At 52.1% G+C, this 15,624-nt stretch carries 16 protein-coding genes; 6 read left to right on the forward strand and 10 right to left on the reverse strand.

Going from position 1 to position 15,624, the window contains the following annotated elements:
* Positions 1-230 precede the first annotated feature (230 nt).
* Entirely contained in the window at positions 231-560 is a 330-nt protein-coding gene (locus AC30D7_RS04960) for a hypothetical protein (protein ID WP_490133291.1), read from the reverse strand.
* A gap of 315 nt (positions 561-875) precedes the next feature.
* Between AC30D7_RS04960 and AC30D7_RS04965 the strand changes: the two genes are divergently transcribed.
* The 6 genes from AC30D7_RS04965 (at position 876) to AC30D7_RS04990 (ending at position 8,578) form a co-directional block, all read left to right on the forward strand.
* Positions 876-1,742, forward strand: a complete 867-nt coding sequence (locus AC30D7_RS04965) for a TIR domain-containing protein (protein ID WP_490133292.1) — start codon at positions 876-878, stop codon at positions 1,740-1,742.
* 308 nt (positions 1,743-2,050) lie between these two features.
* Positions 2,051-2,839: a nucleotidyltransferase domain-containing protein gene (locus AC30D7_RS04970; RefSeq protein WP_010457953.1), complete on the forward strand. Its 789-nt coding sequence runs from the start codon at positions 2,051-2,053 to the stop codon at positions 2,837-2,839.
* Between the two features lie 745 nt (positions 2,840-3,584).
* Positions 3,585-4,004, forward strand: a complete 420-nt coding sequence (locus AC30D7_RS04975) for a hypothetical protein (RefSeq protein ID WP_490133293.1) — start codon at positions 3,585-3,587, stop codon at positions 4,002-4,004.
* Between the two features lie 20 nt (positions 4,005-4,024).
* The gene (locus tag AC30D7_RS04980; protein WP_490133294.1) at positions 4,025-5,203 is read left to right on the forward strand and encodes a hypothetical protein; all 1,179 of its coding nucleotides are present in this window, start codon (positions 4,025-4,027) and stop codon (positions 5,201-5,203) included.
* On the forward strand, positions 5,193-6,959 hold the full coding sequence (locus tag AC30D7_RS04985; protein WP_490133295.1) for an ATP-binding protein: 1,767 nt from the start codon (positions 5,193-5,195) through the stop codon (positions 6,957-6,959). Before AC30D7_RS04980 ends, AC30D7_RS04985 begins: the two co-directional genes overlap by 11 nt.
* Positions 6,960-7,105: 146 nt before the next feature.
* Positions 7,106-8,578, forward strand: a complete 1,473-nt coding sequence (locus AC30D7_RS04990; protein ID WP_490133296.1) for a DNA/RNA helicase domain-containing protein — start codon at positions 7,106-7,108, stop codon at positions 8,576-8,578.
* A 42-nt stretch (positions 8,579-8,620) separates the two neighbouring features.
* Here the strand turns inward: AC30D7_RS04990 and AC30D7_RS04995 are convergent, their stop codons facing one another.
* The 9 genes from AC30D7_RS04995 to AC30D7_RS05035 form a co-directional block, all read right to left on the reverse strand.
* Entirely contained in the window at positions 8,621-8,986 is a 366-nt protein-coding gene (locus AC30D7_RS04995; RefSeq protein WP_490133297.1) for a histone-like nucleoid-structuring protein, MvaT/MvaU family, read from the reverse strand.
* 64 nt (positions 8,987-9,050) lie between these two features.
* Positions 9,051-9,239: a hypothetical protein gene (locus tag AC30D7_RS05000; RefSeq protein ID WP_490133298.1), complete on the reverse strand. Its 189-nt coding sequence runs from the start codon at positions 9,237-9,239 to the stop codon at positions 9,051-9,053.
* Between the two features lie 65 nt (positions 9,240-9,304).
* The gene (locus tag AC30D7_RS05005) at positions 9,305-10,285 is read right to left on the reverse strand and encodes a chromosome segregation protein SMC (protein WP_490133299.1); all 981 of its coding nucleotides are present in this window, start codon (positions 10,283-10,285) and stop codon (positions 9,305-9,307) included.
* 92 nt (positions 10,286-10,377) lie between these two features.
* The gene (locus AC30D7_RS05010) at positions 10,378-13,284 is read right to left on the reverse strand and encodes a DUF927 domain-containing protein (protein ID WP_490133300.1); all 2,907 of its coding nucleotides are present in this window, start codon (positions 13,282-13,284) and stop codon (positions 10,378-10,380) included.
* Positions 13,281-13,553, reverse strand: coding sequence for a DUF3077 domain-containing protein (locus tag AC30D7_RS05015; protein ID WP_490133301.1), 273 nt, complete (start codon positions 13,551-13,553; stop codon positions 13,281-13,283). Before AC30D7_RS05015 ends, AC30D7_RS05010 begins: the two co-directional genes overlap by 4 nt.
* On the reverse strand, positions 13,550-13,834 hold the full coding sequence (locus AC30D7_RS05020; RefSeq protein WP_490133302.1) for a hypothetical protein: 285 nt from the start codon (positions 13,832-13,834) through the stop codon (positions 13,550-13,552). The genes AC30D7_RS05015 and AC30D7_RS05020 overlap by 4 nt, the downstream gene beginning before the upstream one ends.
* 531 nt (positions 13,835-14,365) lie before the next feature.
* On the reverse strand, positions 14,366-14,671 hold the full coding sequence (locus AC30D7_RS05025) for a hypothetical protein (protein ID WP_490133303.1): 306 nt from the start codon (positions 14,669-14,671) through the stop codon (positions 14,366-14,368).
* Positions 14,668-15,276: a hypothetical protein gene (locus AC30D7_RS05030; protein WP_490133304.1), complete on the reverse strand. Its 609-nt coding sequence runs from the start codon at positions 15,274-15,276 to the stop codon at positions 14,668-14,670. Before AC30D7_RS05030 ends, AC30D7_RS05025 begins: the two co-directional genes overlap by 4 nt.
* Positions 15,273-15,554, reverse strand: coding sequence for a helix-turn-helix transcriptional regulator (locus tag AC30D7_RS05035; RefSeq protein ID WP_490133305.1), 282 nt, complete (start codon positions 15,552-15,554; stop codon positions 15,273-15,275). Before AC30D7_RS05035 ends, AC30D7_RS05030 begins: the two co-directional genes overlap by 4 nt.
* Between the last annotated feature and the right edge of the window lie 70 nt (positions 15,555-15,624).

Genomic DNA, 15,624 nt, shown 5'->3' on the forward strand with positions numbered 1-15,624 from the left:
GGTGTATCCCGTTGTACAGCCTGATCACTCTCTGAATGTCCTTCAAATAATCCTTGCGCGCTATGCGCTGTGTATGAGGCTTCTCCATCGTCCTGGCGGTGCTGAAGTCCGCCGTCAACCTTCGGGGAAAGGGCATGGATTTATTATTGGACTTATTATTGGATAAGACGTGGCGACCAGTCTTTGGCCCGTCTATCGGCATTCCCGCTTTTTAGGCCGCCCGCCTTCATTCATTGAATATCTTTCAGATAATCTTTGAGCGCAACGAGCGGACCATCAAGCTGCCCCATCGTCTGAATACCGGCAAATTCACCCGCCAACCTCTGCAACTCCCGCCCCAACGGCTTATCCACGCCGCCGATAGCTTCCAACGCCAACCCCACACACTCATCCACCTTCACCTGAATCGCCTCAACATCCCCCCGCCGCACCAGCAACTCAAACACATCCCGCTGGTAGTCACCCATAACCAGATCGTCACGCAAAATCGGACTTGAATCTTCCGTCTCATAAGCCAGTTTGAGAGAGAAGAGGGCAACAGTTTCCAGCTGCAATTCCATGGTGGGAATCCTTGTGAAATGTTCCACCGGTGCGGGACGTGCGTAAGAGAAGCAAGATCAAAAGATCGCAACCTTCGGCGGCCCCTACACGACAGCGGTGCGGACAATGGCTTTTCTACAGACGAAAAAAAAGGCCTTGCAAAGCAAGACCTTTCTTAATTTTGGTGCCCGAGGGAGACTGTAGGGCGCCATATAAGCCGTGGCTTGTAGCAAGATTTTATGGTCAGGGATACATGCAGGGATACAGCCTGATGGATGCTGGCTCATTTCCCATTATGGAATAATGCCTTCACCACTTAAAGGAGTATGTCTTCGATGGCTCGAGCTAAGCCCCCAGCGATGCCAACTGCTACAAAGCCTCAACTGTCCCGTCAAAATATTGAGCGAGGAATCGATCGACTCCAAGATCGAATCGATGAGCTTGAAGCATTTGATGTGAACACAGTTCGTCGCGGTAATACGCCCGAGCTTGAAGGGCTGGAGGTGGCCGTCAAGGACACACTGGCACGATGCTTTGGCGAAAACACATCCACCTACAATCATTTTCAAGGTGCTGCTCAACTCACGTACTACCCAAGGTTTTGGGCGGGGGACGCCTCACCGAATTACATCGGACCCATTGAGAAGCACATCAAGACAGCTATCGCTCTCTTAAATCAAGCTCAGCGGACATTGAGAGAGGATCTCGCAGACGTTGAGCACGAATCTGAGATCACGATTTCCACAGTGGCTGGTCCTGATGCGCTTTCGCGTCGCGTTTTCGTGGTTCATGGCCATGATGATGGTTCACGCGAAATGGTTGCTCGGTTTCTAGAAAGAATTGGGTTTGAAGCAGTCATCTTGCATGAGCAAGCTAATCAAGGACGAACGGTCATTGAGAAGGTAGAGGCATACGGCGATGTGGGTTTTGCAGTGGTGCTACTTACTCCTGATGATGAGGGTTGCGTTCGTGGGGGAACCCCTGAGCCACGTGCACGGCAAAATGTGATCCTGGAGCTTGGATATTTCATCGGTCGACTTGGACGAGGAAAAGTCTGCGCGCTTAAACGAGGGGCGTTGGAAATACCGAGTGATTATGCCGGGGTGGTGTATGAGTCGATGGATGGCAACTGGCAGCAAGCTCTGGGTCGGGAGCTTCAGGAAGCTGGACACGAGATCGATTGGAATAAGGTGATGAGGTAAGGCCGTAGTTCCTTTCCCGTGGGCAGGGCAAGGAATTTGACCTTGGAACTGCCGGGGGCCCCTGAGGATTTCGGTCTTATACGGGGTCGGAAACCCGCGACATCTTGCTAGCGACAGACATCCCACCTTACTGAAATTTCAACGTTGAAATTGAAAGGATCCTGACGAAAAAGTGGCATCGTTACCGCGATGGTAAAGATGCCCCTTTGTGTTGCTGATCGGCAGAGAACGGCCAGTAGAGGACGCTGGACAGTCTACCGCGGGATGAGTAGCGTGCACTCGAAACATCGTCTAATTAGAGTTGGCTCATGGTTTCTATCGTTGTTCAAGAAGAGGTTCGAGACCGGCTACGTCGTGCTGAGAACGAGCATGACGTGAAAGTTCTTTTAGCTATTGAGTCTGGCAGTCGTGCCTGGGGATTTGCCTCTCCCAACAGCGACTACGACGCACGCTTCATCTACGTAAATAAACCCGAGTGGTATCTCTCTGTCGGCCTCGAGGAGCAACGCGACGTCATCGAGTATCCGATCATTGACGACATGGATATCAATGGCTGGGATCTACGTAAGGCACTCAGGCTATTTTGGAAGTCCAATCCAGGCTTTGTGGAGTGGATACAGTCGACCATCATTTACGAGCATGCTGGCTGTTTCCACGAGCGGGCAAAGGAGTTATTGCCGCAGGTGTATTCGGTGGAGAGTGGCATCTACCACTATCGCAGCATGGCCAAAACCAACTATAGGGGATATTTGCAGGCCCCTCAGGTACCGCTGAAAAAATACTTCTACGTTCTGCGCCCGCTGTTATCGGTGCGGTGGCTTGAGCAGTTTGGTACACCTGCCCCCATAGAGTTTGAGAAGCTGCGCGGTGTCATCGAGCGAGAGTCCGGGCTCCAGCAGGCCATTGATGAATTGCTTGCGATCAAGCGCGCGTCTCCGGAGATGGGGTTATCACCTCAGATCACTCCCATTCAACAATTCATTGAGCGTGAACTGAATCGACTTGAGTCCATTAAGCCGATACGCACCGAGCGCAAAGACGTTGAGCCATTACTTTCGGAACTGTTTCGAACTGTACTCAAAGAAACTTGGGGATGAGGTGCCCAATGGAATAAAGCGTTTGAAAGGCCGATGACGGATCGTCAAAGCAATGCGCACGCGTTCACTTTGACCGTCCGCTTTGGGTCGTTCTCTGCCGGTCATGTCGAGCTCGTACTGGTCAAATCCGATGCAAATGACTGGTCAGGTCGAATGCAAATGGGTGGGCAAGTCTGTGTAATTACCCTATTGCACTGGTGAACTGTGAGTTCACCCGGTTCACCTGTTCACTAAGATGGGTACCTTTTCGCTAGCACAGTCCCGCGGGTTTCCGACCCCGTGTCCTAATGAACTCCTCAGGGACCCCGGCGTACTTTCGACCATGCACGTGACATTCGCTGGAGGGAATGATGCTTCCGGGGAGTGGGGGGGACGTTTCCCTCTAAAAGCTGTGTTACCCATGTTACTGGTGTAACGGTGTTATCTAACTGACTGTATTTATTGAATATTTGTTGAGTAACACTGTCGTTGTGCGTCAGCGGTAGGGAGTGTTACTAGGCTAACAGGTGTAACGCTTTAGAAGAATGAATGAGCGCTTTGATGTAGGCCCTTCGGATCGTCATCTGCCCAGTAGCATTATCAGTAGCCCTTCTAGTGCGGCCAGCAGGCTAGCAGCCAGCAGCCAGCAGCTAGCAGCTCCCTTTTGTGACAAGTAGCTATCGGCCAAAAAAGCAGACATTCAAAGCGTCTACTAAGCTGGGGTCGATACAGAACGTAGGGCGCATCAGAAAGCGAGGAGGAAATATTGGATTTTACTGTCGTCACTTATTCTTTTCGTAAAGGGCTTGAAGCACAAAAATTACGAGGCCAGCTCCCGACACACCTGCAGACATTCCCCCGGGGCTGTTGTGGTGTCGTTTCGGAGCTGCTTGGGGACTATCTCAATACCCAGCTAGGTTTGCGGGTTGAATACGTGTGCGGCGAGCGTGGCGGCGGCTCCCATGCGTGGCTTGAGCTCGACGGTGTAGTTATTGACATTACCAGCGACCAGTTCGATGGCCGCCCCCCAGTATTCATCGCTGTAAAAGATGATTGGTATGCGTCCTGGGATGAGTCAGCGCGGCACATTGCAATTCATCATCCAAGTGCCTGGACCTACAGCGAGGAGCGCAACATCCTTCGAGCAGTGCTCAGCGAGGCCGGCCTCCCGAATTTAACGACGTAGAAAAAATTGCAGAGGTCAAAATGGGACGTTCGGCCGACTACACAATACAAGGGTTCTTGTACCAATTTAATCAGACGCTCGCTGAACTACTAAAGGCGGCGGACGAGGCGGAAGTTACTATCGAAGGTATTGTCGAAGATATTGAAGTAGCAACATTTTCGGGTACCAAGGCGATTCAGTGTAAATATCACGAGACTCAGGATAAGTATTCGCCGAGTATTCTGTATGATCCTTTGCTTCAGATGATGAAACACTTTAAGTCTAATCCAGTCGCGAAAATAAAATATCATCTATTTGCACACTTTCCAAATAATCCAGTAGTCGTCATCTCCGCTGTAGAGTTGAAAGCTGCGCTCAGCTCTAGAAATAAAGACTTAAAAACTTTGGTTGCAGAGGTTGCTGGTGTTGATGTTGATGAATTCCTGAAAGTATTTGCAATTACGGTAACACCAAAGTACGACGATTTGGTGGGGGAAAATGCAAAGCTGCTTAAGGCTCTTGGTTTCAATGAGGGTGAAGTTGAAACACTTTTTTATCCAAACGCTATTCAAATTATTGCTGATCTAAGTATCAAACATCAGGAAAAGCTTAGAAAAATCACCAAGAGAGATTTTTTGGAGGCATTACGCCGGATTAGATCTACTGCGGTTTCTCAATGGACGCTTGCGTTAAAGACGCGACAGAAAATTTTGGAGACACGACGTAAACAGCTAAAAGAAAATTTGAGTGCAAACGTTCGTCTGCGCTTCTTTGTTGTATTTCCTGTATTCCTAGATCAATTCGATGAGCAGATTGTCCTGTTTATAAAGTCATTTATTGATAAGTACCATTTTAAACAGGTGCATGCACACACACCTCTTTTTGCGCTGGACGTTCCTCAAAATTTATTTGATGAAATTGCGGAACGATTAATCGGGAAGGATGTGGTGCCAAACCTCGGGCGACCAGTAAAGGCATTTTCCGAGATCAGTTTTTTTCGTGAGCCGATGGTTCTAAAGGATAAAAAAGAGTTTGTTCTGCGGTTTGTTCGTTGGGATGATTACAAAAAACTTCAGCTTAAAATTAAGGCGGATGATTTTTTTGTAATTGGAGATGGAGATGTTACAAGTCTAGACCTTCAGGATGTAAATCTTGAAGTTTTAGGTGCCGAAAAATTTGATGAAATCAAATATATGATGGGGATGAGTAATGCCTATTAAAATTGGAGCTGTGCTTTCGTGTGCACCAGAAGCCGTCATCGTTGCGGTGGATAGTCTCGAAGCCTTCGAAAAAAATAAGGAAGGGCTTCAAGTAGGCCGCTTTCTGAAGATTGCACAAGGCAACCATGATTTCACGATTGCCACCATCCGAAACATCAAAGGCACAAACACTACCACTCCAGACGGAAAGCCGACCTGGAGCTTCCAGATTGAGTGCCAGGCGATAGGAACCCTGGTAGATGACAAAACGTTTGATCGTAGTAGTCTCCTCTTGCCGGTACCAACCGAACATGCATTCATTGCGGAAAGCGATACTTTAGACAAGATATTTTCGGCAGATGGCGATCACGACTTTCCTCTTGGCAAACTATCAATGAATAAAGCCATTGATCTTATGATCAACGGCAATAGATTCTTCAGTAAGCATATTGCTGTTGTGGGCTCAACAGGCTCTGGTAAATCATGCACTGTAGCGAGCGTGCTACAGGGTATAGTGGGCATATCTAATCGTAAGAACAGTAATAAGGATGTGCAGAATAACTCGCACGTGGTTATATTTGATATTCACGATGAATATACCGCTGCATTTACTTTGCATGCGGAAGAGTCTTTTACTCTGAGTCGTCTAGATATAGATTGTCTTCAGCTTCCCTACTGGTTGATGAATTCGGAGGAGCTCGAAAGCATGTTTATCGAGAGTAACGAATCCAACTCTCACAACCAAGTTAGTCAATTTAAGCATGCTGTTGTTTTGAACAAGGAGATGCACAATCCAGATGTTCCGGAAGTGACTTATGATACCCCAGTTTATTTCGCGATTAAGGAGGTTTACAACTTTATCGAGAATCTGAATCGAGAGGTCATTGGTCGGTTGCCTGGAGAAGACAAACCTAAGCTAGCCAATGGTGATTTGGTGTCTGACCGGAGAATTTATTTCGAAAAAATCCACGATTTTGCAGCCAACTCGGCTGCGGCAGCGACCAAGGCGACCAATGGGCCATTCAACGGAGAGTTCAATAGGTTCGTTTCGCGGTTGGAGGCGAAATTGGCTGACAAGCGCCTCCGGTTTCTCTTGAATTCAAAGAAAACTGATGGGCAGGCGCATGTTACTGATGACTTTGAGGCGTTGATGAAGCAATTCATCGGCTACCTCCATAAGGCGAACGTTACCATTGTGGACTTGAGCGGAGTTCCGTTCGAAGTTCTTAGCGTCACGGTTAGCCTGATCTCTCGCCTTATCTTTGACTTTTGCTTTCATTATTCCAAACTGCAGCATGCTGAAGACAAGCTCAATGACATCCCTGTCATGCTCGTGTGCGAAGAGGCTCACAACTATGTACCGCGAGACGGTCATGCAGCCTATCGCGCATCCCGAAAATCTATCGAACGCATCGCAAAGGAAGGGCGGAAATACGGCTTGAGCCTGATGGTGGTTAGCCAACGACCCTCGGAAGTATCGGAAACAATATTCGCTCAGTGCAACAACTTCATTTCCTTGCGCCTGACGAACGACGCAGATCAGACCTATGTGCGACGGCTATTCCCCGATAACGCCAATGCGATCACAGAGATCCTTCCTAACCTAGCTCCTGGCGAGTGCGTTGTGGTCGGTGACGCCGTGTTGCTACCAGCTGTGATTAAGATGCCGCTACCGGTTCCAGAACCACATTCACAAAGCGTCAAGGTTCATAGTGAATGGAAAACGCCATGGCGCGATGTTGTCTTTGCTCAGGTCATTGAGCGTTGGAGAAAATAAGAAGTTGAGTTGTTCTTGATTTAATTGTTTCTACGATAGGGGCGCTTTAGGGCAGTTTAATGGTATCCCGCCCCTGACCTTGAATGGCCATGTTCGTCAGGTTAAGAAAGTGGAATTAAATTTTTAATGGAATTTTGGGGTATGATGTGAAAAACATAAACATCCTGTCTTTAGTTCAAGCTAATACTTCACTGGCGTCTCCTGTGTTTAATCAGTTTTTAACTCATTATGATATAAAAATAAAGCCAGCAGAAATCGAAGATCTGAAAGGGCTAGTTGGCGGATTGTATGATTTATCAGATAATGCTAGTGTTTTTTCTGCGTTTTACGTTGGTTATCAAATTCCCCAAATAGGTAAGGAGTTCGACTTATTAAGATTCGGGAGGGATAAAATTATTAATGTTGAACTTAAAAAAACCTGCCCAGAAGAAAAAATAAAAGATCAGTTGGTGCGAAATAGATATTATTTGTCCTGTGTTGGTAGATATGTATATTGTTTTACCTATGTTTCGGATGTGATGACACTCTATTATCTACAGGAGGACGGCTGCCTAGTAAAGGTCGATTTTGGTTTTTTGAGAGATTTGCTTGTTTCTCAGGAAATAAGCCACGAAGAAGTTGTTGATGATCTTTTTGATCCATCTGATTACTTGGTTTCACCTTTCAACTCTACTCAGAAGTTTTTGCGTGATGAGTATTTTTTAACTCATCAGCAGGAGGAGATTAGGAGCCGAATTATACAGTATTTAACTCTTCCGAAAATGGTGAGATTTATTTCTGTGATAGGCAGTGCTGGTACTGGCAAGACTCTGCTTGTATATGATATTTCGAAACAACTTACGAAAATTAAGAAAACTAATCTTATTATCCATTGTGGGCAGTTAAATGATGGGCAGATTGCGTTAAGGGGAGCGGGCTGGGATATTATTCCCATAAAAAGCTACTTGTCTTATGATTTGGCGAAATATGATTTGGTTATCGTTGATGAGGCTCAGCGTGTTCGCCCTCATCAGTTAAAGGATATTGTAGATAAGGTTCAGGCTTCGAACGGAAGCTGTATTTTCTCTTATGACAAGCTTCAGACGTTAGCTAGTTGGGAAGAGAGAAGCGATATAGATGCATCAATAAGTAGTATAAGAAATCTGGTGGTATACAAGTTGTCCGAAAAAATTCGTACAAACAAAGAAATTGCAAACTTCATAAGGGTTCTTTTTAATAGTGGAAGAAATATCCCGTTGTCAGGTACAAACAATATCGAGCTTAGCTATTTTAATAATTTAGAGGATGCAAAATACTATCTTGATACATTGGAAGAGAGTAGGTGGGAAGTGCTGCGCTTTACTCCGTCTCAATACGGAAATGAACATCACGAAAAGTATTGTGCCGTCGCCAAAAAGACATCGCATCGGGTTATCGGGCAAGAGTTTGACGGTGTTGCGATACCAATCGATCAGTATTTTTCGTATGGTGCAGATGGTGGGTTATATTATAGGGGGTCGGCCTATTATAATATGACCAAAATGCTTTTCCAGAACATTACCCGCGCTAGGAAAAGGTTGAATGTTGTGATCATAGGCAATGAAGAAGTATTAGGCAGGTGCATGTCTGTCCTACGATAATCCATCAGAAAGGGCCCTTTGGCCCTTTCTGATGGATCGTGGTTACATTTTCAACCAGCTTTCCACCTCGGTGGAGCCGTGCTTGATTTTCCATTCTTTTAGTGTCTTGTGATTACCGCCTTTGGTCTCCACGACTTCACCAGTATGAGGATTTTTGTAAGTCTTGAGTTGGCGAGGTTTAAGAGTACCCGGTGTCGCAGGGGAAGCCTGGGCGCGCTTGCCGCCTTGCGGATCTAGCAAATTGATGATGTGTTTCAGGCTGAAACCATATTGATCCAGCAGCCCACGCAGCTTGGTTTCGAACTCGATCTCTTTCTTCAGCGCGGAGTTGTCCCTCAGTGTTTCCAATGCCTGAAGCTGTTCGGCCAAGTGTTTTTCTAGCTGACGGTATTCGGCAAGTTTTGACATGAACATTTCCTGTTTTGTGTTTTGAAGATGTCTATCTGGATTGTATTACAGCATGGAGTTCAGCTTACTTTCGAGCCTTTAACTGGTCTTCAATGAAGCTCATTTCGTTCTTGATCAAGTTGACCGTTAGTGTTTGAACCTTCGAGGCCTTGTCAGTTTTGATGTCCACGACTTTCATCAGCGCGGTTAAGTGGTTCTTGCGCGCCTTCAAGGTGTCGGTCCAGTTGGCACTGCTTTGTATTGGAGTGATCATTATCTTTGTCCTGATGGAGTTTTAAACAGCCTACGTTTGTAGGCTGTTTCGGATGGCTCGGCGGGTTACAACGACAGAACATCTTGCAGGGTGTACTTGCGAGAACGCTCCGCCAAATCACTGCTAGTCCAGTTACCGAATCTTTCACCTTCTTCAGGAAGCACCAGTTTCCTCAGACTAATTTGATCGCCGCCAACCAAGTCAATGGCGGTCCAGAGCTTCCCTCCCATGTCCAGCAACGCTTGAGCTTTTTCATTCCACTGTTCCTCCAAAACCGTCCGCGCCAGATACAGTGCTTTTCTTTCGATGGCTTTATGTTCCTTTTGAGCCTCGGCGATGTATTGGTCGACGGTGGCCAGCTCGTGCTCCAGTGCGGTCATGATTAGGTGTTGACGACGATTGTGCTCGGTCGCGGTCGCGAGGTTTTTCGCAGCCTTCTGTGCTTCTGCGTTGGCGTTCTTTTCGCCCTCGGTGTCGCCCCATGCCACGGCTTGTGCATAAGCGGTTGCGGCATCGGTTTCGGCTTGCCGTGCTTTCGCCATGTCGTCGGCTGCTTGCTGCCGGATCTGTTCCAAACGGGCATGGAGGCTATCCCGTTTTTCGTTGAGTTCTTGCTCGTCTGCTTTCCAATTCGCCATCGAGTCGGTGTAACCGGCAATCAAGGTTTCGTGATTGGCGAGATTCTCGCGTCGAGCAATCTTATTGCTCATGATGCTGGCGTGATGCATTCGAGAGTCGTAAGGGATTTTCAGGGTGTTGTACTGTTTCCGTATTTCATATGCTCGATCTGTATCCATGACCTCGTCGCCCTCCAATAGCGCTTCCAGTGGAGCTATCTCGGCATACAGGTGTTCAGCTTCATTCAGGTATTTATCCCGCTCGACTTTCAGTTTTTCGATCTCGTTCAGCAGCTGCTGTTTCTTCTCGCAATGGCCGATCGTTTCACTGCTGTCCGGCACAACCTCTGAAAGTCCAGCGACTTCAAGGCCTTCCAGTTCATTGGTTAGCGGTTCGCGTTGCTCTGTCGGTGCTTGAAACTCGTTCATCTGTCTTGTTCCTTTGAAATTTGATTTGGGTTGAATGAGCGGCTGGCGAGGCCGGGAATGAGCCGGCGCTACCTCGATCAGCAGAGATGCCCTCAGGCAGCCCGAGCCTCGCTCTCATCCGTTCCCGGAATCGTCTTCACGATGTAACAGCGTTGCGGACCGAGGCCGGGCAACCGGACCAGACTCGACGCCTTACCGTCGCTGCCTGGCTCCAGCACGCCGCGCTGCAACAGTTCCTTGTTCACTGCGTTGATGTTCATGCCCCGGAAGATCTCGGAGCGCCATGCCTCGGGCAACACGTAGTAGGTGTTGGTGGTGTGCATGGTGTCGCCCATGCCGTGCTCCAGCGTCTTGCGAAAGCCGAGGCGGTCGATGGTGCGCGGGCCGTGCTCGTCGATCTTCGCCGCCGCCGATTCCCAGCGGGTGAAGCGGCTTTCGCCGAAGCGCTCAATGACCTGGCGCAGCCGTGCCAAGATCGCATCGCCCTCGAAGTTGCCGGCGCCGCCGCGTTCGTTTAACCACGCGTTCAAACACACACGGGCGGCGGTAGTGGCGGTCCCGTCCGGCCAGCCGGTGATGCCCATCGCGGTGGCCAGCTCGCCAGCTGCAGCCGCGAGGCCGAAGCGAGCAGCAGCACGGTGTGCCTGTCCGCTGGCGGACGCCGGGAGCGACTTGGCGATAAAACCTTCCAGCGTGTGGCGCAGGATGGACGACCAGCCGTGACGCTTGCCGGGTTCGCACAGCGCCGTCAGGAAGGCAGTGAGTGGTGTGCCGTAGTAGTTCGCCACCCGTGCCTTGAGCGCGTCGGACAGTGCTGCGGCGTCTTCAAAGCCGTTGAGCGTGTCGAACATGCCGAGGCCTTTGCTGGCATCGGCCGGTACGGCGAGCATGCGCACCTCCATACCCGCTTTCAGCTCCTTGTTCGCTTCGGCCATGTGCTGGGCCAGCGTCTTCTCGCCAGTGGAGAGAAACAGCAGCCGCCACTCCTGCACCTGTCGGCCTGCTTGGCCCCGGTCGTTGGCGCGGGCCTTGCCGGTGCCGTTACCGAGCATGTACACCGTCTCGCCGATGATGCGCGCATCGCACATGCCGATTTCGTCCAGTACCAGGAGACCGTCGGAATGCGCAGCGGCGATGGATTCCAGTGCGTTGTCGGTGGAGCGCCACGAACGCACCAGACGCGGTCCGCCGTAGATCGAGGCGGCAACTTGCAGGTGAGTGGTCTTGCCGCCGGAGCTGTCGCCGTACAGGTGAAAGCCGCCCGACTCATGGCCGAGCATGTGCAGCAGCGGGCCTGCGAACGCCACGCCGACGACAAACGCCAAACGATGGTTGCCGATACACAGCGCGCCGATCTGCTGTTGCCATTGTTCGAGCGTGCCCGCTTCGCTGATGGGGGGAAGCTGCGCACCAGCCTCATAGAAATGCAAGTGTTCGCTGTGCGTGCCGACCTGCAGCTCGGGCAGTAGAAAGGCGCTGTCATGCCAACCCAAGCGGGTGACCAGCCGCGCCCGTTGCGCACTGTCGAAGCCGCCGAGGTAACTCTGCAGGTCGTTGCGCGCATTGCGTCCTGAGCGGCTACCGGCGAGGCGTAGGCCCATGTCCACCAACGGGCCGAGAACGTCCTTGCCGAAGTCGCCGGTCATAGTGCGCGCCGGGATGTTCCAGCGCTTCTTGGTGCCGTCTGGATCGTCGAATTCGACCAACAGACCCCAGTTGTGGCCTTTCTCATCACGGGTACGAGCGAGGATTTCCAGAGGCGAACACACCGGGCGCGCCTCGCCGTCGTCGCCGGCATAAAACACCCCTTCGGGAGTCAGGCGAAAGCCACCGGGCATCAAGTCATTTTTCGATTTCGTCGGGCGCTTGGCCGCTGGTTTCGTCTTCGCTTCCGGCTTGGCTTCGGTCGGTTCCGTCGCCGACTTTTCCACAGGCAAACTGAACAGTTCGCCGTTGCTTTCCAGCTCGGCGATATGAGCGGCTGTCCAGCCTTTGGCGAGCGCATCGGCCGCATCGTCGCCGTCGTCCCATTGACCACCTTTGGCGAAGACGGCGCGCTCGTTCTTCAGCGTGGGCTTGCGTGTGAACACGTCCAACGCGATGACCCGAACAGAGGCGGCGCCGATTTCGCGCAGCTTGTCGGCCACAGTCTCCATGCAGGCTTTGCCGCTGTTGTCGTTGTCCGGCCACACCAGCACGTCGCGCCCTTGGAGTGGTGTCAGGTTGGCTTTGTGCCAGGAGTTGGAACCATTCGGCCAGCAGGTGGCCACGTAACCGGGCAACAGTTCGGCGGCGGCGTCGGCAGCCTTCTCGCCTTCGCAGAGAACAACCGGTGCATCACCGCGCTGAGTCAGCTCATCAAGGCGCAGCACAGGGCGCGGCTCTGGTAGACCCTGCCAGCGCCATTGCTTGGTTTGGCTGTCGGCGCGCTGACACCACGTCAGTGGTGCAAAGACCTTCTTCGGCTTGCCGTCTTCATCGGGGCCGAGGTCGAAGCGGTAGAGCGCCATGAGTGGCTGGCCCTGTGCATCGCGGTAGATCCACACTTTGGACGGAGCGCCGTGTTCCCGGTGCTTGGCCGGGCACTTATTCATGGCCTCGGGCGGGATCGGCTGGATGGCGTTCCACTGCGGTGTTTTGGTCTTGCTGGGAGCTGCCTTCGACTGAGCGGCGCCGGGCGAGACATTCAGTAAGTCAGCCAGTTTGTTGCAGGCTTCGACGTCAGTGCCGCCGTCCAGATAGCGCACCAGATCGATCAGGTCACCGCCCTTGTCGCCGGTGGCGAAGTCGGACCACGTGCCCTTGCTCAAACTGACCTTGAGCGAACCGGCGCGCTTGTCGCTGCGAGTCGGATTCGGGGCGGTGTATTCCTTGCCACCGTCCACGCGCTTGCCGTTCGGCAGCCAGTGCGACAGGACACGATCAATGTCTTTCAGCGCGGCGGCCTTCACGTCGGCAAAGCTTGGACGTTTTGCGGTGCTGTTCGGTCGTTGGCTCATGCGTCAGCCCTCGGCAGAAACAGCGCGTCGTTGATGTCATCGATCAGCGCCTTGGCCATTTCACCGAGGTACAGGGCTGGCCAACTGAAACGCTCGCCGTGGTCGCTCATGGCGGCGTCGAGGTTGAGCTGATTGGCGTGATGCTGAAGCTGCGAAACCATCTCCAGTGCATCCTCGACCGGAACACCGGCATTGACCCGAAACAGCTTCAGGTCGGTAGTGTTGACGCGTGAAAAGGTGGCGTGGCCCAGCGTGGTGGACGTACTCATCGTGCACCGCCTTTATGCGCAGCAGGGGTCGAGGTGGTGTCGCCGTGCAATGCGAGCGTCTTGATCAGGCCGAGGGTGCCTCGCACGTCCCAAAGAACGGCGGCAATGATGTGATTGGCGAGGCGCGAGGATTCGTTTTCGAAGTGATCCTCGAGCAGCGTCAGTACGGAGTCGGCGCGGTCAATGGCGCAAGTGATGGCGTCGATGGGCACACCGGCTTCCGCGGTTGGATTAACGCAGAGCAGATCTTCGGGCAGGGCAAAACTCAGGGCATTGTTCATTGGGCACCGCCTGCGGTTTCGAGCGCGCGGGCTTTGGCCATGTGAGCGTTGTAGCGGGAGAGACGTGTAGCGAGACTGGAATTGGCGTGTAAAGCGGCGAGAGCCATTGCACGGTGTGCAGCGGCGCGAATTTTGGACGGATTGAGGGCGTGCATAGGTGGAGCTCCTTCTTAAGTAGGAACTGCCACGATTCGTCGCCAAACGAATTGGGGTGGCAGCTGTGCGCAGGTTGGCGAACCGGGTAAGAAGGAACCCGGCAGACCCGAAGGTCTCCCACGCACAGCCGCCATAAAGCAGGAATGCGGGCACAAAAAAAGCGCCTGCAATCGAGATGGGGGCGCCTGTGCGCCTTCTTAAACTCGGGTCGCCAAACCCGGTCGCTGATTTTGCAGCGACGGCCAGAGAGTAACGTCCGTTTTTTGAAAGTGCAACTGCGCTGATGGCTTGCGGATTTTTCAGGTGCGGCATAAATTGTTCGTGCATGTAGATTTACCTCAGCGCCTCCGGATCGCCCCCGGAGGCGTTTTCGTTTCAGGCATGGGCTTCCCAGCGCAGGGAAAGGAGGGGCAGGAAGCCACCGCTGAGCATGGAGTGGGCGTCTTCGTAGGCTTGCGTTTGCTGGCCTTCGTCGACGACCACGGCTCCGATCTTTTCGCAGTGGAGGGAGAGGGCGCACCAGGTGCCATCGGCCCAGCTGAGTACGCTGACGACACGCCCTTGTTTGTCCTGCTGGCTGCGGTAGCGCTCAAGGCGCTGCATGAGGCGAGGTGAAAACCCGATCCGGCGTAGCACTGAAAACGGGTGCATCAAAGCTTTCTCTGCGATCTGGCGATTCATGCTGCCTCCTGCACGTTGGCAAAAAGTGGCATCGGTGTTTCGCCTTTGAGCCAGGTCAAAATCTTGCTGTCTTCGGCGCAGCGTCGGCGGTGTTTTACAGCCAACAGCTCACGGCGCTGTGCGAGGCATTCATCTACATAGCCGGTCAGATCGGAGGTCAATCGCATGTCACGGTGAAGGCGTTCGGTAGCGGCCTTTTCCACAGCGAGATCCTCTTCAGTGATGCGTTGCCATACCGCCGGATCGTTCGCGTAACCAGCCGATTGATCAACCAGCCAGTAGGTGACCCAGTCGCTCATACCAAGGGACTTCAGCGAGGTCAGGCGACCCGCTTTCATGGCGAAATGACCGGTGCCATGAACGCTGGAAAACTCTCTGCGTACTGCGTTTCGGCGAATCAGCTCTGGCAGTTCCCATGGATTAGCTTTCAGCGGTAGGGCAAAGCCATCAGGACTGAGAAAGAACGCTTCCTGATCATTTCCGTTCCAGCTTACGCCCGCGATAGTGCGGTGCCGCCAGTTGATCGCGCCGGAGAGATAGAGACGGAACCCGATGGCGTAGGTGTCGTGAAAGGGGTCTTTGAACGGGTTGTAATTGCGCTTCATGCTGCCACCTGATCACGCGCCTCGATGCGGCTGCGTGCCCACGCTTGAACTTCAGAAAGAACCCAGGCAACAGGAGCGCCACGGGCATTGCTGTTGCTCAGTTTGACGGGCTGGGGGAAGCCGCAGTCGGTGCGCTGCATCAGTTTGTAGATGGTCGAGCGCTTCATGCCCACGATGCCCTCCACCTCGCGCATGCGGATTAAGGTCGAAGCGGCATCAAAAAGTGAAGGGGAGGTGGAGGGTGTCTTGCGGGAAAAATCGGTGACAGAGGTGTTCATAGGTATTGCTCTCGATTGATTTGGACAACGAGAGCAATGGTCTAGAGATTGGTCGGCGGTGAGCAGTTCA

The organism is Pseudomonas sp. DF5 (genome assembly GCF_058148225.1).